Raw genomic sequence first — 21,174 nt, forward strand, 5'->3', positions numbered from 1 at the left:
GGGGGCGCGTCGGCGGGGCCGGTCGCGCGCTATTGTCCCGTAACGGGATTCGCACCGCCATCCTGCCCGGCTATTGTGGCCAAAAATGGGAAAAACCGCGGAGAGGCCGGGGTCGCGGGCCTGCTCAGGCCGCCAGCGCCACGATCAGAAGATAGGTCCAGAGCGTGCCGACAAGCGCCAGGCCCATCGGGAAATCCTTGCGCGTCCAGCTGACCCAATCGGGGGCCATGGTGCGCAGCGCGGGAATGGTGCGCGCGATCCGGTGGGTGGCAAAGGCCCCCAGCAAGAACGCGGACAAAAGCATCACGATCACTGTGATATCGCCGGGCTCGCACGCGAAGAAGGGCGCGGCGGCGGCGGCGAATTTCGCATCCCCCGCGCCGAAATGCGCGATCATGTTCAGCACGAACCCCACCGCCAGCACCACGGCAAAATGGCTCCAACGCCAGGCCCAGACGTCAAGCGGCAGCAACAAAGGCCCGGCCAGGGCAAAGACCGCCAGCAAGGCCAGCACCGCGGAATTGCGGATCTTCATGTATTTCAGGTCGGTATAGACGACCCAGATGCAGATCGGTGTGACCAGCGCCAGAAAGACCAGCGCTGCCATCTGGGTCGACAGGCCCAGCATGCGTTCAGCCCTTGGCCACGTTGGCATCCAGAGCGGCCAGCGCGCGCGCGGCCTCTTCGAAATGCTGCGGGTGGGTGTCGACGGCCTCTTGCAGCAGGCCCTTGCCAATGGCCACATCGCCCTGCTTGATTGCCGACAGCGCGGCGGTATAGAGCAGCTGCGCCCGTTCAGTCTGGCTCATGTCGACGACGGGCATGTCGTATTTGCGCTGCGCCGCGCGGGCCAGAACCAGGTTGTTCTTGGTGGTGAAGGCGCCCGGATCGTAGCTGAGCGCTTCGGCGAACAGCTTTTCGGCGCCCTTGGCATCGCCGCGGGTCAGCTTGGAAAAGCCCCAGTTGTTCAGAACGCCGCCGGGTTTCGTGGTCAGGCCTGCTGCAACCTCATAGAAACTGTCGGCCTTGGCCCAGTTCTTGTTGCTGTCGGCCACCATGGCCTCGAGCTTGTAGCGCTGGAAAGTTTCATGCGTGGGCGGGATCGTGTTGAGCGTGGCTTCCGCGGCCTTCCAGTCGTTCGAACGGATCTGCGCATCGGCCAGCTGCACCTTGTCGTCCTGCGTGGCCTCGGGCATCGCGATGACCTGGGTCCAGACCTTCGCGGCCTCGTTCGGGCGTTGCGCGCGGATCAGCGATTTCGCCAGCCCGCGTTTCAGGTCGATCCGGTCGGGGTTTTCGCTGGACGAACGCTGGAAATAATTCACTGCTTCCTGCGGGTCGCCCACCGTCAGCATGATGTCGGACAGGTTGGTTTCGTCGATGGCGTTCACGCTTTTCAGCGCGCGGGTCACCTCGGCGTCGTTGTTCTTCGCGCAGCCGGACATGGCCAGCGCGCAGCCCGCGAGGGCCGCAAGAAAGATCGGGTGGCGCATGTTTCTGCGTCCTTTTGCTCTAGCCTCATTGCCGGGTCAGCAGGAGGTATTCACCCGCGCCGCGTCGAACCAGCGTGAAAGTCTTGTCATCTTGGACAGAATAATCAGGTTTTCGCGATTTTGCGAGGGCCAGCCGCAGGTTTTCGCGGATCGAGTCCGATTGGCCACTATCCAGCGCATAGGCCGTCTGGAAGACCTGCGCGGCCTCGGCGGCATCGCCCTTTTCCATCAGCACGACGCCCAGATTGTTCCAGGCCGGCACGAAGGTCGGGTCTGCCTCGGTCGCGCGGCGCAGGATCTGTTCGGCCTGGCCCAGCCGTCCCAGTTTCAGATTGGCCGAGCCGATAGCGGACAGCACATCGACCGTCGCGCCCTGGGTGCCCGCCGCGCGGTAATAGGCCTTGAGCGCCAGTTCGTATTCGCCCGCCGCCATCAGCCGATGCCCGACAAGCAACCCGTCCACCCCTTCGCCCCGGGCGGCCCCGGGCGCATAGGGGCTGTCCTGTGTCGCCGAAAGGCCGCCCGGGGAACAAGCGGCCAGAACGCCGAGGCACAGCGTTGCAGCAAGGGCGGCCAAGATCCGGCCGCGCAGCAGGAGCGTCATCGGTTACATGCCCATCGCTTTGAAGTTCTCAAGCATATCATGGACCGAAGGCCCGACAAGGATGATCAGAAGCGGCGGCACGGTGAACATCATCGTGCCCAGCGTCATCTTGGTCGGGATCTTGTTGGCGGCCTCTTCGGCGCGCATCACGCGTTTGTCGCGCATGTCGGCGGCGTAAAGGCGCAGGGCGTCGGCGATCGAGGTGCCGAATTGCTGGCTCTGGATCATCACGGTCACGAAAGACATCACATCGGGCACGCCGGTGCGGTCGCCAAAGGCGCGCAGAACGGCGGTCTTGTCCTTACCGGCCTTGATTTCATGGGCCACGATCTCGAATTCCTCGGACATCGAGGGGTAAGAGGTCGCCAGTTCCTTGGCCACGCGGATGATCCCCTGATCGAGCGACTGCCCCGCCTCGACGCAGACCAGCAGCATGTCGAGCGCGTCGGGAAAACCGTTCTGGATCTCGGCCATGCGCGCGGCCACGCGCTGATCGACCCAGCGTTTGGGCGCATAATACCCAAAGACGCCGGGCAGCAGCACCGTCATCAACGACTTGGTCGATGTCATCGGCACTTCATTCGTGGCGTTGGTGAACAGCACATAAATCAGGCCGACGGACAGCAGCCCCAGCCCCAGCACGAATTGCACGGCGTGGAAGTTGCGCACCGAATTGGCGCCGCGATAGCCCGCCTTTTGCAGCCATTTTTTCGATTCCGACATTTCGGACGCGGTTTTCGGTTCCAGGAACCCGGCGAATTTGTCCAGCTTGTCGGACCCCGCCGCATGGCGCAGGCTTTGCGGCTTCTTCTGATCGGCGCCGCGCGCCCCGCGTTTGCCCGCAGCGGGGCTGGCAGGGGCTGCTTTCGGGCGCAGCTTGTCGAAGGGGTCTTCGCGCTTGCGCAACAAGACGGGCAGCGTGGCCAGAACCAGCAGCGCGCCCACCCCCGCCAAGGCGTACAGCGGCCCCATCGGACCCATCGCATTGGTCAGCATCTGCATGATCGAATTCTGATCCATGATTAGACCTCAAACTTTGATGGTGGTCATGATCTTCATGAACAGCATGTTGGCGCCCAGAAGCCCGCCCACGATCAGGGCCGCGGGGATGAAGGCGGGGGTGTCCTTCACGGTGTCATAATAATCGGGTGCGACAACCTGGATGATGACCAGAATAACGATCGGGAAGGCCGACAGGAACACGCCCGACCATTTCGGTTCGGCGGTGATGGCGCGGACCCGACGGAACAGGCGGAACCGGGCGCGGATCACTTTGGACAGACCGTCCAGAACCTCGGCCAGGTTGCCGCCCGATGTCTGCTGGATCGACACGGCCACCGCGAGGAAGCGCAAATCCTGCATGTCCATCCGTTCGGCCATTTCACGCAGCGCCTCGGCCACGTTGCGGCCATAGGCGGCCTCGTCGGCGATGATGCCGAATTCGGTGCCCAGCGGATCGGGCACCTCTTTGGCGACCGCCTGAATTGCAGAGGCCAGCGGATGCCCCACGCGCAGCGAGCGCACCATCAGTTCGACCGCATCCGAAAGCTGTTCCTCGGCCATCGAGGTGCGTTTGTTGGCCTTGCCGCTGACCCAGAGATAGACCCCGCCAACGCCCATCAGCACGGCCAGGGCGGACCGCACGGCCAGGCTGGCATCGGTGCCCAGCGACAGGCCCAGGAAGGCCACGACGCACAGCAGCGCCATCACCCCGATTAGTGCCTTGGGCGAAAAGGCGATATTGGCCTTCTGCGCCTTGGACGCCAGCAGGGAATAAAGCGGGATGCCGCGCACCTGCATGTGCTGCGTGGCTTCCTTGCGCAGCTGTTCCAGAACCTCTTCGCGCCGGGTGCCCTTTTCAAGCATCTCCAGACGGCGGTTCACCTTGGAGTTGAGCGAGATCGACTTGCCGAAAACCAGCAGATAGATCCCCTCGACCAGCAGCAGAACGGCGACGAAGATCAGGCCGTAAATGATCGGCGTTGCGGAAATGATCATCGCAGCCCTCCTTAATCCTGCACGGGTTCGTAGATCGAGGCCGGCAGGTCATAGCCCCACTGGCGGAAGCGGTCGGCGAAATGCGAGCGCACGCCGGTCGCGGTGAAACGGCCGATGATCTTGCCATCGGGGGCAAGGCCAAGCCGTTCGTATTTGAAGATTTCCTGCATCGAGATGACCTCGCCTTCCATCCCGGTGATTTCGGTGATCGACACCATCCGGCGCGAGCCGTCCTGCAGGCGGCTGGCCTGCACGATCAGGTTCACAGCGCTGGCGATCTGGCTGCGCACCGCCTTGATCGGCATTTCGATGCCCGACATCGCAATCATGTTTTCCAGACGGCTGACCCCGTCGCGGGCCGAGTTGGCGTGGATCGTGGTCATCGAGCCGTCATGGCCGGTGTTCATGGCCTGCAGCATGTCGATGACCTCTTCGCCGCGGGTTTCGCCCACGATGATCCGGTCGGGACGCATCCGCAGCGCGTTGCGCAGACAGTCGCGCTGCGTCACCGCACCGCGGCCTTCGACGTTGGGCGGGCGGCTTTCCATCCGGCCGACATGGACCTGTTGCAGCTGCAATTCGGCGGTGTCTTCGATCGTCAGGATGCGTTCGGCGTTGTCGATGAACGAGCTGAGCGCATTGAGCGTGGTGGTCTTGCCAGATCCCGTGCCGCCCGACACGATCACGTTCAGACGGGTCGAGACGGCGGCTTGCAGATAGGCGGCCATTTCCTCGGTCAGCGCGCCGAAGCGCACCAGATCGTCGATGCCCAGCTTGTCTTTCTTGAATTTACGGATCGAGACGAGCGAGCCATCGACCGCCACCGGCGGCACCATGGCGTTGAAGCGCGAGCCATCGGCCAGGCGGGCGTCGACATAGGGGTTGCTTTCATCGACACGCCGCCCCACCGCCGACACGATCTTGTCGATGATCCGCAGCAGGTGCTTTTCGTCCTTGAAGGTGATGTCGGTCAGTTGCAGCTTGCCCGCGCGTTCGACAAAGATCTGCTGCGGGCCGTTGACCAGAATATCGTTGACCGTCTCGTCTTTCAGCAGCGGTTCAAGCGGACCGAGGCCCATCACCTCGTCATACAGTTCCTGAATGAGCTGGGCGCGTTCGGCCGAGTTCAACGCGACCGACATTTCGGCCATCGCCTCGGTCGAGATCGCCGCGATTTCGGTTTTCAGGTCGCTTTCGCTCGCGGTTTCCAGTGCAGCAAGGTTCAGATCTTCGAGAAGCCGCTTGTGCAACTCGGTCTTCAGATCGCTCATCCGTTCCTTGCGCTTCTTTTCCTTGTCGGCGTTGATCGCTTCGGCCGCATTGAGCGCCGGTTTCACAGGGCGGCGATGTACCAGCGGCCGCCCGGGCTCGACCGGGACCGCAGGCGCCGACGGCGTGCGCGTTTCGGTCCCGGCTTGCGCGGATGCGGTCTTGGCGGCGGAGTCGGGCTTTTTGTAACGCGAAAACATGGAAACCTCTGTGGCGGGGTCAGCTCTGGGCTGCTTCGGCGGCGCGATTCAGTTCGGCGATGGACTGAGCGAGTTTGAGAACATCCTTGCGATAGGGCAGCTTGGCGGCGTTGACGGCCAGCGGCAGGCCGTGATCGTTGGCCTGGGTGATCGCCCGCCCACCGTCCGACAGCAGCACGTCGATCGAGATGTCGAGGCTTTCGGCCAGCCGCTTGACGCGTGCCTTGCCGGTCAGATCGGTGAATTTCGGCGCCCGGTTCAGCAGGTAGCGCATCTTTTCCAGTGGCAGGCTTTCGGACTTCAACGCTCGGATCAGCCGCAGCGCATTCTGCGCCGAGCGCATGTCGAGTTCGATCATGCCAAAATAGACATGCGCCTGATTCAGGACGGCCTCGGTCCAGCTGACCACGGTCGAGGGCATGTCGATCACGACGAAATCGAAATTCGCCCGCGCCATGTCGATGATGCGGTCGATGTCCTCGCCGGTGACGATATCCAGCGGCAGCATGTCCGCCGGTGCGGTCAGCACATGCAGCTTTTCGTTGAAGGTCAGCAGCGCCTGGCGAAAGCTTTCGCCATCCATCGTTGCGGTGTCCGAAAGCAGCTCGAACACCACCTCGCGGCGGGGCAGGTCCAGATAGGTCGAGGCCGAGCCGAACTGGAAGTCGAAATCCAGCAGGCAGACGCGCGGGGCGCTGCCCTTGGCTTTCTTGTTGCCGTCCTGGATCGTGGCCAGTTCCCAGGCCAGGTTCACCGCGAAGGTTGTAGCCCCCACACCCCCGGCCAGACCATGCACCGGCAAAACGACGCCATCACGTCCGCCGGTCGCCTTGAAGCTGGGCGATTCGGCCTGTGCATGATGGGCCGGAACTTGCGGGGCAGGGGCCGGATTGGAATGGCCCAGACGCTCGATCGCTTCGTGAAGCGCGCCTTCGGGCAGTGGGTAGGGCACGAAACCATCGGCGCCCAGACGCAGCAGTTGATGCAGGGCGATCGGGCTCACCTCTTCGGCGATCAGGATCACCCGCACGCCCTTTTCCTTGGCGGTCGTGATGATGCCAGAGATCCGCGTCAGGTCGTTCTCGTCCTCGCTGTCCACGGCAATGGCAACGAATTCAAGGTGTTCCGCATCGGGTTGCGACAGAAACAGCAGTGCGTCATCGAAACTCAGATCGCCCCAGCTTTCGCCAAGTTCGCTCTCCATATCCTCGATCAGCAGATCGAAATTCGATACGTCGCGCGACACCGTGCATGCCACGATGGGGGCCGGTTCCGGGTTCAGAATAGGAGCTGCACTCATTGCCTCACGTCCTTTGTTACGCGGTTCGCGGTCGATAATCTGGGGTCGGTTTTCGCAACGATTCATCCTCAGGTCTTCCGCAAGCCCGGGCACGACTCGGATGTCATGCCTTTCCTGCCTATGGTGAAGATCGCGACCAATCTGGGCGACATTGGGGCCAGATTGTTCCAATTGTGGGGTTTTGCGACACGATGGAATGCAAATGGCGGGCTTTGTTCCCAAAGCCCGCCATCAAATTTGGCGCAATTTGGCCGTCTCTGCCGGATCAGCCGCCCGAGTCCGTCGCCATGACAGGCTTCTGGGTGTCCTGCGAGGGTTTGGCACTGTCCACATATTCGCGGAAGATCACCTGGGCATATTTCCCGTTGAGCACCGCCGGATGCTGCTTCACGAAGCCCGACACTTCCGTCACGGTGCGCCGGTTGGCCTCGTTCGGGGCCTCGGTATAAACCAGCGGCTGGGTTTCGCCATAAGAGACAACCGCCTCCAGCCGCGAACGCGAAATCCCTTGCGTTGACAGATAGGCAACAACCGCCTGCGCCCGCTTCAAGCCAAGCGCCTTGTTATAGGCATTCGAGCCGACCAGATCGGTGTGGCCGTAGACGCGGAAACGCACCTCGGGGAACTGCCGGATCCAGTCGGCCTGACGGCGCAGATTGGCCTGGGCCTGCGCGTCGAGAACTGCCGAGTTGAAGGCAAAATTGACCGTATTGGGCACTTCTGCGGCAAAGCGGCGGGTCAGGCTGATCGCGAAATCGCGCTGCCCGCTCATCACCAGAGTGTTGTTCATGGTCGCGTTGCCGAAGCCGCCGGCGCCATCGTCCAGCCCCGCTTCGGAGTTGAAGCTTTTCATTCCCTCGTCACACGCCGACAGGGCCAGTGCCGCCGCAATCAGCACCGCATAGCGCATGTTCCGTCCCCGAGCCGTCATCTCTTACTCCATCACATAGCCATAGGAGCCGGAAAAGTCCTGCTTGGCGACTTCGGCTGCGGCGCCGGTCTTGGGCGCGTTCGAACCGGAAGTTTTGCCGAACAGGAACAACTCGGATTCCGATGGCAGGCGCACGCGGTCGGTGGGCAGGGCCAGCGCCTCGCCGCGGGTCGGCGTGACCAGATGCGGCGTGACGATGATCACCAGCTCGGATTGCGCGCGCTGATATTCGGCCGAGCGGAACAGCGCGCCCAGCACCGGGACATCGCCCAGCCACGGCACCTGACCGTTCAGATCGGTGAAATCGTCCTGCAGCAGACCGGCGATGGCAAAGCTTTCGCCGTCGCGCATTTCGACCGTGGTCGAGGTTTCGCGTTTCTTGAAGGCATTGACCGAGAAACCGCCCGAGGACATCGTCACCGTGGTGTCGATGGCCGAAACGGCGGCGGCGATTTCCAGATTGATAAGGTCGCCATCCACGACGCGCGGCGTGAACGCCATCTCCACGCCGAAGGGTTTGTATTCGATCGCCACGCCGGTGTCGTCGACGACCGGGATCGGATATTCGCCGCCGGCCAGGAACTTGGCTTCCTGCCCCGACAGCGCGGTCAGGTTCGGTTCGGCAAGCGTCCGCACGACGCCCTTGGATTCCAGCGCTTCCAGCAGAACGGCGAATTCCAGATTGCCCGCGGTGAAGCCCAGACCAAGCGCGCCGGTCGTGCTGGAATTGATCGGGAATGTGCCGTCGTCGAAGGCACCGCTCAGGGCATCGGTCGCGGTGAAGTTGCCGGTGCCGACGGCCGTGCCGGTGGTGGCCGAGCCCCCGCCCACGGTGCCACGCACACCCAGCGAGGCCGACAGGTTCTTGGATACGGAACGCTGCATTTCCGCGAAACGGACCTTCAGCATGACCTGCTGCGTGCCACCCACGGTCATCAGGTTGGATACGCGATCCCCTGCATAACGGCGCGCCAGATCCAGGGCGCGATCCAGCTTCGCGGTCGACGAGACCGTGCCCGAGAGCACGATGCCATCGTTGGCGGTGCGCACCTCGATCTGCTCGCCCGGAAGGATCTGTTTCAGGCGTTCCTTGAATTCCGCGATGTCGGGGGTGACCTGCACCTCGACATTGGTGATCAGCTTGCCGTCACCGCCCAGGATCGTCATTGTCGTGCGCCCGGGCAGTTTGCCCAGCACATAGATGGTGCGATCCGACAGCGTCTGAATGTCGGCGATCCCGGGGTTGGCAATGGACAATTCTGCGAAGGGCTGGTCGCTTTCGACCACCACGGCGCGGTTCATCGGCACGTTCAGCGGGCTCGAACTGGAACCGGACATCACCCGGAGCGTCTCGGCCTGTGCGGGGGTCAGAACGGTCAGGCCGAGCGCAGCGCCCAACACCCATGCCGCAAGAAAATTCTTCATTTTCATTGTGATCCTGCCTCTCCGATCACGCCTCACTTGCCGGATCTGCGTCCGTTTCAGGGCATTTTCCCCAATTATTCAATGCACCATGCGTCAATCCGGGAATTATTGCAAGAATCAACCGCTTGCTGGCAAGAGTTCATGCGGAAAAGTCGCAATTGTGCAAAATGAAGAAGGCCCCGCTTGCGCGGGGCCTTCCGGGCGCACGGCTGGCTTAGTTCGTGCAGGGGATCTCGACTTCGACAACTTCGCTGCCCTTGCGATTGCGGATTGTGCAAACTTTCGGGGCCTCGATCTTGACGGCTGCGCGGGGTTCGATGCCCAGCAGGCTGTTGCGGTCTACCTCGATGGTGCCCAGTTCCGCCGTGTTCTGCATCCCGACAAGGGCCAGCGTCAGCCGGCCGGTCGATTGCGCAAGCGTCAGTGCCGCGACTTGCGCGGGGGTGACCTCGGCGGTCACGGTGCGGGCGATCTTCGTTTCTTCGGAACGGTCGGCATCGGCGCTCTGGTCGATGGCGATCAGTTTCAGGTTGGAATCGATCAGCTTGGTCACCTGATTGTTGCCGACCGCGCCAGACCAGTAGACATCGACGCGATCGCCCGGACGCAGGAAGCCCGACACGCCCGAGGTGACATCGACCTGGATCGTGAAGGCCCGCATGTCGGGCGCCAGATTGGCCATGATGCCCGCATCAACGCCCGGCTTGGTGATTTTCGCGTCGAGGATCGGCTCGTTCATCTCGAAGGACCGCAGCGCCGCGCGGGGACGGGTTTCTCCCTCCAGGAACATCGCGAAGGCGGCCTCGGGCGTGCCCTGTTTGGCAATGATCAGGTGAAAGGCGCCCGCAGGCATCTTGTTGGCCTGGGTCTTGATGACCTCAAGATCGTTGATCCCGAACCGCTCGCCGTATTTCAGGGGGCGCTTGGCAACCACCATATCGGTCAGCGGGGGCATCTGCGACTGTGCGGCCCGCAGTGCGTTGCTTTCGGCCTGGAACTGCGCGATCTGGCCTTGGGCCAGATACACCGCAGCCCCGGCAAGACAGACACCAAGTGCCAGAACCAGAACAACAATCAGGCGCATTTTCCATTCCTTCTTTTCAAACCCGGGCTTCGGCCGGTGTCCCCCCGAAATCGGGTCCGGTGGACGTGGCGGCGTGCGTCACGCCTCAGTTGCTGCCGTCGTCGACCTCTTGCTGCCCGATGACGACCGCGATCCGGTCGGCGGCGGTTACGGTATCTCCCCAGATCAGTGTCCCGGCAATCATTCCCAGAGACACGATCGAAGCCGTCAACACGACCCAGTCGATCGTCACTGCGCCGTCTTCCTCGCGCATCAGCCGCGATCTGGCGAACAAACTCAGCATTTCGTGCACCTCTCCATACCGGCGGGTGATGTCGTCATTACGCCCGGCATAACGTCACTTATTGGCAAAATTACGGCGCGGCTGCGCTAACATCGGGTCAAAGACGGGGACGGCGGACGTCGCGCCTGACCGGGGTGCGCATATGCGAAAGGCCGCGCGGGGCGCGGCCTTTGCAATTCGGGTCCGTGAGCGGATTACGGGTTCGCCGGGGTGTTGGTCGGGACTTCCACGCCACCCATGTAGGTGCCGATCTTGGTCGCGGTGGCTTCGGTGTTCGAGCGGATGGTGGCCAGCGCGGCAGCAGCCAGGCCCACGACGGCGGCGGTCAGCACAACCCAGTCGACGGTCACGGCGCCGTCTTCTTCATTGTGGAACTTGCGGGTAAGTTTGAACAGTTTCATGGGGTCTCTCCATCTTCAGATTGCAGGTCCCGCGGTGCGTCTTGGGCACCTCTGCTCGGCCCTGCGTCGCGGTATGAAACTGTTTTGCCCCCGAATCGTGGCCCGAATAGGGCGGATTGCGTTCATCTTAGGGGCGATTTGGCCTCTGCGCCCCTTGGCCCTCATGATCGTAAAAAGGGAGGGTGGCAGCGCTTGGCGAGGCTGCGCCGCGCGCATATGCGAAAGGCCGCGCCAAGAGGCGCGGCCTTTGCAATTCGGGTCCGTAAGCGGATTACGGGTTCGCCGGGGTGTTGGTCGGGACTTCCACGCCACCCATGTAGGTGCCGATCTTGGTCGCGGTCGCTTCGGTGTTCGAGCGGATGGTGGCCAGCGCGGCAGCGGCCAGGCCCACGACGGCGGCGGTCAGCACAACCCAGTCGACGGTCACAGCGCCGTCTTCTTCGTTGCGGAATTTGCGGGTCAGTTTGAACAGTTTCATCGGGTCTCTCCTTGGGTATCGTATCCGGGTTGTGCCGCGGTGCGTCTGCTTGCCTGCTCTGACCTTGGCTCGCTGCGTCGCGGTATGGGCGTATATGGCGCTTGGAACGTGGCGGGATTTAGGCAGTGACTAGGCATTTTTACGAAGCGTTAATTGCTCCCGTAAAAATCATGTAATTCATTGATAATAATTAATATAAAATAGTGGCTATAGCGGTTTCTGGCAGGCTTTCCCGGACAAAACCCTGTTGCGGAAAGGTCGAATCGGCTTATTCCACGCCGAAGAATCAGTGCGAATGCTGGATTTTTTGCTGATTTTCCGGGATAAAGGCGCAAAGGGGAAAACCCCGGGCAGAGCAGGACAGCGCAGATGCGCATCATATTCAGGGCAGCGACAGTGGCGATCTGCACGGCCGTTTGGGCCGTGTCCGCGGGTGCCGAAATCACGACGCCGACGGTGAACCATTTCAAGCCCAAGCGGGTGGTGCCGCCCGCGCCGGGCACCAAGCGCTTCATCACCATCCAGATCGACCCTGAAGAACAGCGTCAGGCTCTGGCGGCGACGGCGGCGCGCCCGTTCATGCCGGTCACGAAACTGCCCGCAGATCCGGCGAACCCGGCAGGCACGGCGAAGGCCCCGGCCGCGGCGGCGGCTTATGCGTGGTATTGGGATGCGGTTTCGCCCGCGCTGGGCGCGCGCGACGGGCGTTTCGACAAGGCGGTGTCGGCGCTCAGCCAGGGGCCGGGCGGCAAGGCTGTGACCACGCCTCGTCTGGCGCATCTGCAAGACATCGCGCAGCGCTACGGGGCCGAGATTCTGAGCGCCACGATCGGCACCGAGGTATCGCCTGCGCTGGCGCTGGCGGTGATTTCCACGGAATCGGGGGGGCGGCACGATGCGGTGTCGAAATCCGGGGCCGTTGGCCTGATGCAGCTGATCCCGGCCACGGCGGATCGCTTCAAGGTCGGCGACAGCACCGATCCGGTGCAGAACATCAAGGGTGGCGTCGCCTATCTGGATTGGCTGATGAAGGAATTCGACCGCGATCCGCTGATGGTGATCGCCGCCTATAATGCGGGCGAGAATGCGGTGAAGAACAACGGCGGCGTGCCGCCCTATGCCGAGACCCGCGATTATGTGCCCAAGGTCCTGGCCGCCTGGTCGGTGGCGCGGGGGCTGTGTCGCACGCCGCCCGAACTGGTGACCGACGGCTGTGTCTTCGTCGTGAAGGGCTGAACCCCGGCCGGTTCCGTCAGGAAACGGGCCTCTGCCCCGCCCGGGTATGGGCGGGGCGCGGGGTTTGTCAGTCGACGATGGTGGCCTCGGTCGCGGCGCGCAGCTCTTCCTCGGTCACGCCATCGGCCAGTTCCACGATGTGCAGGCCCTTGTGGCCCACGTCCAGCACGCCCAGGTTGGTGATGATCCGGTCGACCACCGCCTTGCCGGTCAGCGGCAGGGTGCATTCCTTCAGCACCTTCGATTCGCCGTGCTTGTTGGTGTGGTCCATCACCACCACCACGCGTTTCACGCCCGCGACCAGATCCATCGCGCCGCCCATCCCCTTGACCAGCTTGCCCGGGATCATCCAGTTCGCCAGATCGCCCTTTTCGGAAACCTCCATCGCGCCCAGGATCGCCATCGCGATCTTGCCGCCGCGGATCATCGCGAAGCTTTGCGCGCTGTCGAAATAGGCCGAATGCGGCAGTTCCGAAATCGTCTGCTTGCCCGCGTTGATCAGGTCGGGGTCGACCTTGTCCTCGGTCGGGAACGGGCCGATCCCCAGCATCCCGTTTTCGGACTGCAGCGTCACGGTCATGCCTTCGGGGATGTAGTTGGCGACCAGCGTCGGGATGCCGATGCCAAGGTTCACATACATCCCGTCCTTGAGTTCCTTTGCCGCCCGCGCGGCCAGTTGATTGCGATCCCAGGGCATCAGGCGCTCCTCACCGTGCGTTGTTCGATCCGTTTCTCGTGCTGGCCCGCGATGATGCGGTGCACATAAATCCCCGGCAGGTGGATGTGATCGGGGTCGAGGCTGCCCACCGGCACGATTTCCTCGACCTCGGCCACGCAGACCCGCCCGCAGGTGGCCGCCGGCACGTTGAAATTGCGCGCCGTCTTGCGGAAGACCAGGTTGCCCGAGGTGTCGGCCTTCCAGGCCTTCACGATCGCCAGATCCATGACAAGGCCGGTTTCGAGGATATAGGTCTCGCCGCCGAAGTCCTTGTGCTCCTTGCCGTCCGCGATCACCGTGCCGACGCCGGTCTTGGTGTAGAAGCCCGGAATCCCCGCGCCACCCGCGCGCATCCGTTCGGCCAGCGTGCCCTGCGGGTTGAATTCCAGCTCCAGCTCGCCCGACAGATACTGGCGCATGAATTCCGCGTTCTCGCCGACATAGGACGAGATCATCTTCTTGATCTGCCGCGTGTCCAGCAATTTGCCCAGACCGAACCCGTCAACCCCGCAGTTGTTCGAGGCGATCGTGATGTCCTTCACGCCGCTGGCCACCAGCGCGTCGATCAGCAGTTCAGGAATGCCGCACAGCCCAAACCCCCCCGCCGCCATCGTCATGCCGTCGAACAAAAGCCCATCCAGAGCCTCCGACGCCGTGCCGTAAACCTTCTTCATAACCCTCACTCCCATAGTCATATCGCAAATGTGTGGCCAAGAGGGCGGCCCGAGTCAATTGCCGCATCGCGGCGGAGCTTAGCCGTCGTCTGCCTCGGAGGCCGGTTTTGCAGATGTTTTCTTGGGCGCTGCCTTCTTCGCCGCCGGTTTCTTGGCTGCCGGCTTCTTCGCCGCAGCCTTCTTCGCAGGCGCCTTGGTTGCGGCCTTTTTCGGCGCGGCTTTCTTCTTGCCGCCTTTGCTGGCCTTGGCCTCGATCAGCGGCAGCGCCAGCTCCAGCGTCATCGCCTCGGGGTCCTGATCCTTGGGCAGGGTGGCATTGACCTTGCCCCATTTCACATAGGGGCCGTAGCGGCCGGGCATCACCTGCACCGGGCCGCCATCGGGATGCTCGCCCAGCTCTTTCAGCGGGGCCGCCGCTGCGCCCCGGCCCGGGCCGCGGGCGATCTTTTGCGCCAGAACCTCGACCGCGCGGTTCATGCCGATGGTGAAGACCTCTTCGGCATCGGGCAGGTTGGCGTAGGTCTTGTTCCATTTCACATAGGGGCCGAAGCGCCCGAGATTGGTTTCGACCGGTGCGCCGTCTTCGGGGTGGGCACCCAGTTGCCGCGGCAGCGACAGCAGTTGCAGCGCGCGCTCCAGATCCAGCGTGTCGGGCGCCCAGCCCTTGGGCAGGCTGGCGCGCGGCGGCTTGGGCTGTTCCTCGGTGGGCTCGCCGCGCTGCACATAGGGGCCGAAACGGCCGATGCGTAGCGTGATCAGATCGCCCGCGTCCTCGCCCAGGATCTTGCCGTCGAGCCCGGCGGTGTCATCGTCGCCCGGTGCCGAGAGCGGGCGGGTATAGCGGCATTCGGGGTAATTGCCGCAGCCGATGAACGCCCCGCCCGAGCGCGCGGTTTTTAGATGCAGACGCCCGGTGCCACAGGTCGGGCAGGCGCGCGGGTCGCTGCCATCGGGGCGCGGCGGGTAAAGATGCGGGGCCAGAACCTCGTCGATCTTGTCCAGCACCTCGCCGATGCGCAGATCGGCGGTCTCGCCCAGGGCGGCCGAGAAATCGCGCCAGAACCGTGCCAGCACATCCTTGTAATCACGCGACCCGGCCGAGATGTCATCGAGCTGATCTTCCAGATCGGCGGTGAAATCATATTCGACATAGCGGCGGAAATAATTGCTCAGGAACGCCGTCACCAGCCGCCCGGTGTCTTCGGGGATCAGGCGGTTCTTGTCCTTGCGGACATAGCCGCGGTCCTGAATCGTGGTCACGATCGAGGCATAGGTCGAGGGCCGGCCGATGCCCAGCTCTTCCATCCGTTTCACCAGTGTCGCCTCGGTATAGCGCGGCGGCGGCTGGGTGAAATGCTGCTCGGGGGTGATCTGGCCCTTCTTCGCGGGCTCTCCCTGCATGATCTGCGGCAGGCGGGCGCCGTCTTCGCCCTCGTCATCGTCGCGGCCCTGATCGTAGATCTTGAGGAAGCCGTCGAAGGTCACGACCTGGCCGGTCGCGCGCAGTTCCACTTCGCCGTCGGTCGAGCCCACGTCGACCGTGGTGCGTTCCATCACCGCCCCCGCCATCTGGCTGGCCAGGGTGCGCTTCCAGATCAGATCGTACAATTTCGCCTGATCGTCAGCGAGTTTCAGCGCCTCGGGGCCCGCCGCCATGTCGGTGGGGCGGATGCATTCGTGGGCTTCCTGCGCGTTCTTGGCCTTGTTTTTATAGATCCGCGGCGTTTCGGGGACATATTTCGCACCGAAGCGGGACGCGATCTCGGCGCGTGCGGCGCTTACCGCCTCGGGGGCCATGTCGATGCCGTCGGTCCGCATATAGGTGATGTGCCCGGCCTCATACAGACGCTGCGCCGCCGACATGCACGCCTTGGCGCCCATGCCGAATTTGCGGCTGGCTTCCTGTTGCAGGGTCGAGGTCATGAAGGGCGGGTAGGGGTTGCGGGTCGCGGGCTTGGCCTCGACCGATTTCACCACCAGATCGCGCGAGGTCACCGCCTGCACCGCCAGTTCGGCATCGGTCGCGGTCTTCAGATCGAACTTGTCGAGCTTCTTGCCGCCCAGAACCGTCAGCCGGGCGGTGAATGTCTGGCCGCGCGGTGTGGTCAGCTCGGCGGTGACGGTCCAGTATTCACGGGCCTTGAAGGCCTCGATCTCCATCTCGCGCTCGACGATCAGGCGCAGGCAGACCGATTGCACGCGCCCGGCCGATTTCGCACCGGGCAGCTTGCGCCACAGCACCGGCGACAGGTTGAACCCCACCAGATAATCCAGCGCGCGGCGCGCGAGGTAAGCCTCGACCAGCGCGGTGTCGACCTGACGGGGGTGTTTCATCGCCTCGGTGATCGCCGGTTTGGTGATCGCGTTGAAGGTCACGCGGCTGACCTTCTTGCCCTTCAGCTTCTTCTCCAGCGCCTGTTCCAGGTGCCAGGAAATCGCCTCTCCCTCGCGATCGGGGTCGGTTGCGAGGATCAGTTCGTCATCATGCGCCAGCGCGTCGGTGATCGCCTTGATATGTTTCTTGGAATCGCTCGCGACTTCCCATTTCATCGCGAAATCGGTTTCAGGGTCGACCGAGCCATCCTTGGGCGGCAGGTCGCGGACATGTCCGAAGGACGCCAGAACCGTGTAATCCGAACCCAGATATTTGTTGATTGTCTTGGCCTTGGCGGGAGATTCGACAACGACAACGGCCATGACTTCCTCTTCACTTCACGCGCTAATGCTTTGGCCGGGCAACATGTGGGGCAAGTCCCCGCTTGTCAATGCGCCGCGCATGCCCCCGATTGCCACAGGGCGTTGGTGCGGCCATGATGAGGCAAAGCGAAAAAGGGGGGATGGAATGCGGCGGTTGATCCTTGCGGGGCTGATGGTCTTGTTTCCGGTGATGGCCGGGGCGCAGGGCTGGTTCACGCCCGAACGCGGCAGTGCGTTGCGGGCCGATCTGATGGATGCGCTGCGCCCGATGGTGGAATGGGAACTGGGTGCGCCCGTCGAGTTCGTGATCCACGATCTGCGGGTGGCGGGCGATCGCGCCTTTGCCATGCTCGAGGCGCAGCGCCCGGGCGGGCAGCCCATCAAAATGTGGGCAACGCCGATGGTGCAGCGCGGCACCTTCGACCCCGAACTGATCGACACCCCGCATATAGAGGTGTTCTGGCGCAAATCCGGGCGGATGTGGGCGGCGGTGCATTGGGCCATCGGCGCGACCGATGTCTGGTATCAGTATGAACCGATCTGTGCCGAATATGGCGGGCTGATCCCCGAGGTTTGCGCCGGGCTTTATCGTTGAGCCTCAGGCGATGCGGCTGAGCAATCCGCCGGCGTGGCGCTGCACTTTGCCCTCCATCTCCAGATCCAGCAGGGGACCGGCCAGTGCCGCGGCATCCAGCCCCAGATCGCGGATGATCTGATCCTCTGGCGTCGGGCTGGGCCCAAGCGCGTTGAGAACCTGCTGGGCGATATCGTGGGGCATCGCGTTCTGGCGCGGCGCGGCGGGGGCGGGCGGATCGGTGGCCGTGACAGCCTGCGCCCGGGGCGCGGGCGCCAGACCCAGCGTTTCCAGAACATCCTCGGCGCCGCGCACCAGGACCGCGCCGTCGCGGATCAGCATGTTGCACCCCCAGGCGCGCCCGTCCATCGGATGACCCGGCACCGCCATCACCTCGCGCCCCTGATCGAGTGCGTCTTTCGCGGTCAGCAGGCTGCCCGAGCGGGCGGCGGCTTCGACCACGACCACGGCGCGCGACAGCCCCGAGATGATGCGGTTGCGCTGCGGGAAATGCTGCGCCTTGGGGGCCATGCCGGGGGGCTGTTCGGACAGGCGCAGGCCGCGCTCTGCGATCTGGCGCGCCAGGTCGGCGTTTTCCAGCGGATAGATCACGTCGATACCGCCCGCCTGCACGCCGATTGTGCCGCTGGTCAGGGCCGCGCGATGCGCTTCGGCGTCGATCCCGCGCGCCAGGCCCGACACCACGGTGACCCCCGCCGCGCCCAGGCCCTCGGCCAGGCGGCGCGCCATCCGCAGCCCCAGTGACGAGGCATTGCGCGCCCCCACCAGTGCCACGCGCGGGCGCGCCAGCAACGCCAGATCGCCCAGGGCCCAAAGCACGGCGGGCGCATCGGCAATTTCGGCCAGATCGGCGGGGTAGTCGGGCGAACCGGCACAGATCAGCCGCGCGCCCGCGCGTTGCCCGGCCTTCAATTCCGCCAGCGCGACGCCTTCAGGGCAGATCTGATAATCCTGCGCACCTGCGGCCCGGGCGACTTCCGGCAAGGCGTCAAGCGCGGCTTGCGCCGTGCCATGTTCGGCCATCAAACGGTGAAACGTGCTGGGGCCCACGCGACGAGAGCGAATAAGGCGAAGAACCGAAAGTTCATCTTCTTCCGTGGTGGGTGGGGTGAAGGGGGTGGGGTAAGAAAACAAACGCGTTTTCATCCGATCCTCCGCCTCATTCGCCCCCTCTTTTTGCAACCTTAACGTTAATAATTGGTTACCGCGCATATGATTCGTGCGGGTTTTCGGAAATATATTTCAGTCAGGGGGCACGGCCGGTCGGGGCTTCGCCACGCCCCGGTCGGTCTGGTTAAGGCCGCGCCCGATCTCAGGCGGCGGAACCGCCGACCGTCAGCCCGCCGATCATCAGCGTCGGCTGGCCCACGCCCACCGGCACCCATTGTCCGGCCTTTCCGCAATTGCCGATGCCGGGGTCCAGCGCCATGTCGTTGCCGATCGCGCGGATCTGGCGCATCGCGGTCGGCCCGTCGCCGATCAGCGTGGCGCCCTTGACCGGCGCGCCGATGATGCCGTTCTTCACCCGGTAGGCCTCGGTGCAGGAAAACACGAACTTGCCGTTGGTGATATCGACCTGCCCGCCACCGAAGCCCACCGCGTAGATCCCGTCTTTCAGATCGGCCAGGATCGCGGCGGGGTCGGCGTCGCCGCCCAGCATGTAGGTGTTGGTCATCCGCGGCATCGGCGCATGGGCAAAGCTTTCGCGCCGCCCGTTGCCGGTGGGGGCCACGCCCATCAGCCGCGCATTCTGCCGGTCCTGCATGTAGCCCACCAGAATGCCATCCTCGATCAGCACATTGCGCCCCGAGGGCGTGCCCTCGTCGTCAACCGAGATAGAGCCGCGCCGGTCCGGGATCGTGCCGTCATCCAGCACGGTGACGCCTTTGGCCGCGACCTGCTGGCCCATCAGCCCGGCGAAGGCCGAGGATTTCTTGCGGTTGAAATCGCCTTCCAGCCCGTGCCCCACGGCTTCGTGCAGCAGCACGCCGGGCCAGCCCGGCCCCAGGACCACGTCGAACTGTCCGGCGGGTGCGGGTTCGGCCACCAGATTGACCAGCGCGATGCGCAGCGCCTCGCGCGCGACCGGCTGCCAATGCGCGGGCTCGATCAGCCCCGACAGGCCAAAGCGCCCGCCGCCACCATGCCCGCCGCTTTCGCGCCGCCCGTTTTCCTCGACGATGACCGAAACGTTCAGCCGTGCCATCGGGCGGATGTCGCTGACCAGCCCGCCTTCGGGACGCAGGATGAAGACCTCTTGCAGGCTGGCCGCCATGCTGGCGGACACCTGCACGACACGCGGGTCAAGACCCCGGGTGAAGGCGTCGATCTCGCGCAGGATGTCGATTTTCGCCCCGAAGGTCGCATCGGCCATCGGGTCGGCATCGCCATAAAGCCGCCGGTTGGTGCCCGCGGGGGGCGGGGCCATCACGCCGCCGCCATCGCCCACCGCCAGCCGCGCGGTTTCCGCCGCACGTTTCAGCGCGCTTTCGGAAATCTCGGTCGAATGGGCGTAGCCCGCGACCTCGCCCTTGACGGCGCGCAGCCCGAACCCTTCGGAGGCGTCGTAAGACGCGGTCTTGATCCGGCCATCATCGAACACCAGCGCCTCGGAGCGGCGACGCTCCAGAAACAGCTCGCCATCCTCGGCGCCCGCAGTGGCCTCGCGCAGAACCTGCAACGCGCGGGCCTCGTCCAATTGCTGTTCGAATGGCGCGAAATGATCCTGGCTCATGGCACTTCCTTCTCCGGCGGCGTCCCAAAAAGCGACAGAGTGTCGCAGCTTTTGCTTGTCGGACCCAAATGAATATGTTTTCCATAGGAATACATACAGCGCCAAGAGGTGAAGGGAAGCACCGCTTTGCGCTGGCGGCAGGGAGAGCCGCATCAGGGAGAGAGAATTCGAATGCGCTTTGCGTCTATCCGCTGCGGTTTCGCGGCCGCTTTCACGTCGGCATTCGTTGCCGGTCAGGTTCACGCCCAGGACATGATCAAGGGTTTGCCGGTGATCGGCAAACCGCATGCGCAGGGCGTGGGCTTTCAGCCCGCCTCGTCGGAACTGGCGCATGACCAGCAATGGCTGGACCATATGCTGCTGACGATCATCACGGTAATTACGTTGTTCGTGGTGGCGCTGCTGATCTATGTGATCGTGCGCTACAACAGCCGGGCCAATCCGACGCCGTCGCGGTTCACCCACAACACGCCGCTGGAAATCGCCTGGACCATCGTGCCGATCCTGATCCTGGTGGTTGTGGGGGCGTTTTCGCTGCCCACGCTGTGGAAGCAGCAGGAAATTCCCAAGGGCGATATCGTCATCAAGGTCACCGGCTATCAGTGGTATTGGGGTTATGAATACCCGGATGAAGGCGTCAGCTTCGATGCGCTGATGCTGGCCAAGGAAGACCTGGCCGAGCATGGCTATGCCCCCGACGAATATCTGCTGGCGACCGACAATGCCGTGGTGGTGCCGGTGGGCAAGACCATCGTGATGCAGGTGACCGGCGCGGATGTGATCCATTCCTGGGCGCTGCCGGCGTTCGCGGTCAAGCAGGACGGCGTGCCGGGGCGGATCGCGCAGCTGTGGTTCAATGCCGACAAGGAAGGCGTCTATTTCGGCCAGTGTTCCGAACTGTGCGGGCAGGCGCATGCCTATATGCCGATCGTGGTCAAGGTCGTCTCGGACGAGGTCTATGCCCAGTGGCTCGACCGCGCCAAGAACGGCTTTGCCGCGCTGGACACGCCCGCGCCGGTGAAAGTCGCGTCGAACTGACGGCGTGCCGGGGAGG

At 63.8% G+C, this 21,174-nt stretch carries 21 protein-coding genes; 3 read left to right on the plus strand and 18 right to left on the minus strand.

Annotated features, from left to right (window positions below):
* Positions 1 to 124 precede the first annotated feature (124 nt).
* The 13 genes from P2G62_RS04045 to P2G62_RS04105 all read right to left on the minus strand — a co-directional run bounded on the left by P2G62_RS04045 (position 125) and on the right by P2G62_RS04105 (position 11,466).
* Positions 125 to 628 (minus strand): prepilin peptidase, encoded by a 504-nt coding sequence (locus tag P2G62_RS04045; protein ID WP_275733585.1) that lies wholly within the window; start codon positions 626 to 628, stop codon positions 125 to 127.
* 4 nt (positions 629 to 632) lie between these two features.
* Positions 633 to 1,493 carry a tetratricopeptide repeat protein gene (locus tag P2G62_RS04050; RefSeq protein ID WP_275733586.1) on the minus strand — a complete coding sequence of 287 codons (861 nt, stop codon included), beginning with the start codon at positions 1,491 to 1,493 and terminating at the stop codon, positions 633 to 635.
* A 25-nt stretch (positions 1,494 to 1,518) separates the two neighbouring features.
* Positions 1,519 to 2,097, minus strand: coding sequence for a tetratricopeptide repeat protein (locus tag P2G62_RS04055; RefSeq protein ID WP_275733587.1), 579 nt, complete (start codon positions 2,095 to 2,097; stop codon positions 1,519 to 1,521).
* A 3-nt stretch (positions 2,098 to 2,100) separates the two neighbouring features.
* Positions 2,101 to 3,117, minus strand: coding sequence for a type II secretion system F family protein (locus P2G62_RS04060; RefSeq protein WP_275733588.1), 1,017 nt, complete (start codon positions 3,115 to 3,117; stop codon positions 2,101 to 2,103).
* A gap of 9 nt (positions 3,118 to 3,126) precedes the next feature.
* On the minus strand, positions 3,127 to 4,095 hold the full coding sequence (locus P2G62_RS04065) for a type II secretion system F family protein (protein WP_275733589.1): 969 nt from the start codon (positions 4,093 to 4,095) through the stop codon (positions 3,127 to 3,129).
* A gap of 11 nt (positions 4,096 to 4,106) precedes the next feature.
* Positions 4,107 to 5,564 carry a CpaF family protein gene (locus P2G62_RS04070; RefSeq protein WP_275733590.1) on the minus strand — a complete coding sequence of 486 codons (1,458 nt, stop codon included), beginning with the start codon at positions 5,562 to 5,564 and terminating at the stop codon, positions 4,107 to 4,109.
* Positions 5,565 to 5,583: 19 nt separating this feature from the next.
* Positions 5,584 to 6,864: an AAA family ATPase gene (locus P2G62_RS04075; RefSeq protein WP_275733591.1), complete on the minus strand. Its 1,281-nt coding sequence runs from the start codon at positions 6,862 to 6,864 to the stop codon at positions 5,584 to 5,586.
* Positions 6,865 to 7,129: 265 nt separating this feature from the next.
* Entirely contained in the window at positions 7,130 to 7,795 is a 666-nt protein-coding gene (locus P2G62_RS04080; RefSeq protein WP_275733592.1) for an OmpA family protein, read from the minus strand.
* Positions 7,796 to 7,798: 3 nt separating this feature from the next.
* Complete coding sequence (locus P2G62_RS04085) at positions 7,799 to 9,226, minus strand: type II and III secretion system protein family protein (protein WP_275733593.1); 1,428 nt, start codon at positions 9,224 to 9,226, stop codon at positions 7,799 to 7,801.
* Between the two features lie 208 nt (positions 9,227 to 9,434).
* Positions 9,435 to 10,304: a Flp pilus assembly protein CpaB gene (gene cpaB / locus P2G62_RS04090; RefSeq protein ID WP_275733594.1), complete on the minus strand. Its 870-nt coding sequence runs from the start codon at positions 10,302 to 10,304 to the stop codon at positions 9,435 to 9,437.
* 85 nt (positions 10,305 to 10,389) lie between these two features.
* Positions 10,390 to 10,587, minus strand: coding sequence for a hypothetical protein (locus tag P2G62_RS04095; RefSeq protein ID WP_275733595.1), 198 nt, complete (start codon positions 10,585 to 10,587; stop codon positions 10,390 to 10,392).
* A 194-nt stretch (positions 10,588 to 10,781) separates the two neighbouring features.
* Positions 10,782 to 10,988 carry a hypothetical protein gene (locus P2G62_RS04100; RefSeq protein WP_275733596.1) on the minus strand — a complete coding sequence of 69 codons (207 nt, stop codon included), beginning with the start codon at positions 10,986 to 10,988 and terminating at the stop codon, positions 10,782 to 10,784.
* Positions 10,989 to 11,259: 271 nt separating this feature from the next.
* Positions 11,260 to 11,466 carry a hypothetical protein gene (locus P2G62_RS04105; RefSeq protein WP_275733597.1) on the minus strand — a complete coding sequence of 69 codons (207 nt, stop codon included), beginning with the start codon at positions 11,464 to 11,466 and terminating at the stop codon, positions 11,260 to 11,262.
* A gap of 369 nt (positions 11,467 to 11,835) precedes the next feature.
* On the opposite strand from P2G62_RS04105, the gene P2G62_RS04110 reads away from it, so the two are divergent.
* Entirely contained in the window at positions 11,836 to 12,702 is an 867-nt protein-coding gene (locus P2G62_RS04110) for a lytic transglycosylase domain-containing protein (protein ID WP_275733598.1), read from the plus strand.
* A 67-nt stretch (positions 12,703 to 12,769) separates the two neighbouring features.
* On the opposite strand, the gene P2G62_RS04115 is transcribed toward P2G62_RS04110, so the two are convergent.
* The 3 genes from P2G62_RS04115 to topA form a co-directional block, all read right to left on the minus strand.
* Positions 12,770 to 13,399 carry a 3-oxoacid CoA-transferase subunit B gene (locus P2G62_RS04115; RefSeq protein WP_275733599.1) on the minus strand — a complete coding sequence of 210 codons (630 nt, stop codon included), beginning with the start codon at positions 13,397 to 13,399 and terminating at the stop codon, positions 12,770 to 12,772.
* Positions 13,399 to 14,094 carry a CoA transferase subunit A gene (locus P2G62_RS04120; RefSeq protein WP_275733600.1) on the minus strand — a complete coding sequence of 232 codons (696 nt, stop codon included), beginning with the start codon at positions 14,092 to 14,094 and terminating at the stop codon, positions 13,399 to 13,401. The genes P2G62_RS04115 and P2G62_RS04120 overlap by 1 nt, the downstream gene beginning before the upstream one ends.
* 78 nt (positions 14,095 to 14,172) lie before the next feature.
* Complete coding sequence (topA, locus tag P2G62_RS04125; RefSeq protein ID WP_275733601.1) at positions 14,173 to 16,791, minus strand: type I DNA topoisomerase; 2,619 nt, start codon at positions 16,789 to 16,791, stop codon at positions 14,173 to 14,175.
* A gap of 145 nt (positions 16,792 to 16,936) precedes the next feature.
* Between topA and P2G62_RS04130 the strand changes: the two genes are divergently transcribed.
* Complete coding sequence (locus P2G62_RS04130) at positions 16,937 to 17,386, plus strand: hypothetical protein (RefSeq protein ID WP_275733602.1); 450 nt, start codon at positions 16,937 to 16,939, stop codon at positions 17,384 to 17,386.
* Between the two features lie 3 nt (positions 17,387 to 17,389).
* On the opposite strand, the gene dprA is transcribed toward P2G62_RS04130, so the two are convergent.
* Complete coding sequence (gene dprA, locus P2G62_RS04135; protein WP_275733603.1) at positions 17,390 to 18,532, minus strand: DNA-processing protein DprA; 1,143 nt, start codon at positions 18,530 to 18,532, stop codon at positions 17,390 to 17,392.
* A gap of 166 nt (positions 18,533 to 18,698) precedes the next feature.
* A complete protein-coding gene (gene tldD / locus P2G62_RS04140; protein ID WP_275733604.1) occupies positions 18,699 to 20,120 on the minus strand; it encodes a metalloprotease TldD in 1,422 nt (473 codons plus the stop codon).
* Positions 20,121 to 20,372: 252 nt separating this feature from the next.
* Here tldD and coxB point away from each other — a divergent pair, with 252 nt between their 5' ends.
* Positions 20,373 to 21,158: a cytochrome c oxidase subunit II gene (gene coxB / locus P2G62_RS04145; RefSeq protein WP_275733656.1), complete on the plus strand. Its 786-nt coding sequence runs from the start codon at positions 20,373 to 20,375 to the stop codon at positions 21,156 to 21,158.
* Positions 21,159 to 21,174: the final 16 nt, after the last annotated feature.

The organism is Paenirhodobacter sp. CAU 1674, assembly GCF_029222945.1.
Classification (GTDB): Bacteria; Pseudomonadota; Alphaproteobacteria; order Rhodobacterales; family Rhodobacteraceae; genus Rhodobacter.

What these genes read in the sequence shown, in the direction of transcription:
- P2G62_RS04115 (WP_275733599.1), bottom strand. Translation starts at nt 13,399, where the DNA reads ATGCCCTGGGATCGCAATCAACTGGCCGCGCGGGCGGCAAAGGAACTC.
- P2G62_RS04075 (WP_275733591.1), bottom strand. Translation starts at nt 6,864, where the DNA reads ATGAGTGCAGCTCCTATTCTGAACCCGGAACCGGCCCCCATCGTGGCA.
- P2G62_RS04100 (WP_275733596.1), bottom strand. Translation starts at nt 10,988, where the DNA reads ATGAAACTGTTCAAACTTACCCGCAAGTTCCACAATGAAGAAGACGGC.
- P2G62_RS04060 (WP_275733588.1), bottom strand. Translation starts at nt 3,117, where the DNA reads ATGGATCAGAATTCGATCATGCAGATGCTGACCAATGCGATGGGTCCG.
- topA (WP_275733601.1), bottom strand. Translation starts at nt 16,791, where the DNA reads ATGGCCGTTGTCGTTGTCGAATCTCCCGCCAAGGCCAAGACAATCAAC.
- P2G62_RS04045 (WP_275733585.1), bottom strand. Translation starts at nt 628, where the DNA reads ATGCTGGGCCTGTCGACCCAGATGGCAGCGCTGGTCTTTCTGGCGCTG.
- cpaB (WP_275733594.1), bottom strand. Translation starts at nt 10,304, where the DNA reads ATGCGCCTGATTGTTGTTCTGGTTCTGGCACTTGGTGTCTGTCTTGCC.
- P2G62_RS04050 (WP_275733586.1), bottom strand. Translation starts at nt 1,493, where the DNA reads ATGCGCCACCCGATCTTTCTTGCGGCCCTCGCGGGCTGCGCGCTGGCC.
- P2G62_RS04070 (WP_275733590.1), bottom strand. Translation starts at nt 5,564, where the DNA reads ATGTTTTCGCGTTACAAAAAGCCCGACTCCGCCGCCAAGACCGCATCC.
- P2G62_RS04080 (WP_275733592.1), bottom strand. Translation starts at nt 7,795, where the DNA reads ATGACGGCTCGGGGACGGAACATGCGCTATGCGGTGCTGATTGCGGCG.
- P2G62_RS04110 (WP_275733598.1), top strand. Translation starts at nt 11,836, where the DNA reads ATGCGCATCATATTCAGGGCAGCGACAGTGGCGATCTGCACGGCCGTT.
- P2G62_RS04120 (WP_275733600.1), bottom strand. Translation starts at nt 14,094, where the DNA reads ATGAAGAAGGTTTACGGCACGGCGTCGGAGGCTCTGGATGGGCTTTTG.
- P2G62_RS04105 (WP_275733597.1), bottom strand. Translation starts at nt 11,466, where the DNA reads ATGAAACTGTTCAAACTGACCCGCAAATTCCGCAACGAAGAAGACGGC.
- P2G62_RS04130 (WP_275733602.1), top strand. Translation starts at nt 16,937, where the DNA reads ATGCGGCGGTTGATCCTTGCGGGGCTGATGGTCTTGTTTCCGGTGATG.
- P2G62_RS04055 (WP_275733587.1), bottom strand. Translation starts at nt 2,097, where the DNA reads ATGACGCTCCTGCTGCGCGGCCGGATCTTGGCCGCCCTTGCTGCAACG.
- P2G62_RS04095 (WP_275733595.1), bottom strand. Translation starts at nt 10,587, where the DNA reads ATGCTGAGTTTGTTCGCCAGATCGCGGCTGATGCGCGAGGAAGACGGC.
- P2G62_RS04065 (WP_275733589.1), bottom strand. Translation starts at nt 4,095, where the DNA reads ATGATCATTTCCGCAACGCCGATCATTTACGGCCTGATCTTCGTCGCC.
- tldD (WP_275733604.1), bottom strand. Translation starts at nt 20,120, where the DNA reads ATGAGCCAGGATCATTTCGCGCCATTCGAACAGCAATTGGACGAGGCC.
- dprA (WP_275733603.1), bottom strand. Translation starts at nt 18,532, where the DNA reads ATGAAAACGCGTTTGTTTTCTTACCCCACCCCCTTCACCCCACCCACC.
- P2G62_RS04085 (WP_275733593.1), bottom strand. Translation starts at nt 9,226, where the DNA reads ATGAAAATGAAGAATTTTCTTGCGGCATGGGTGTTGGGCGCTGCGCTC.
- coxB (WP_275733656.1), top strand. Translation starts at nt 20,373, where the DNA reads ATGATCAAGGGTTTGCCGGTGATCGGCAAACCGCATGCGCAGGGCGTG.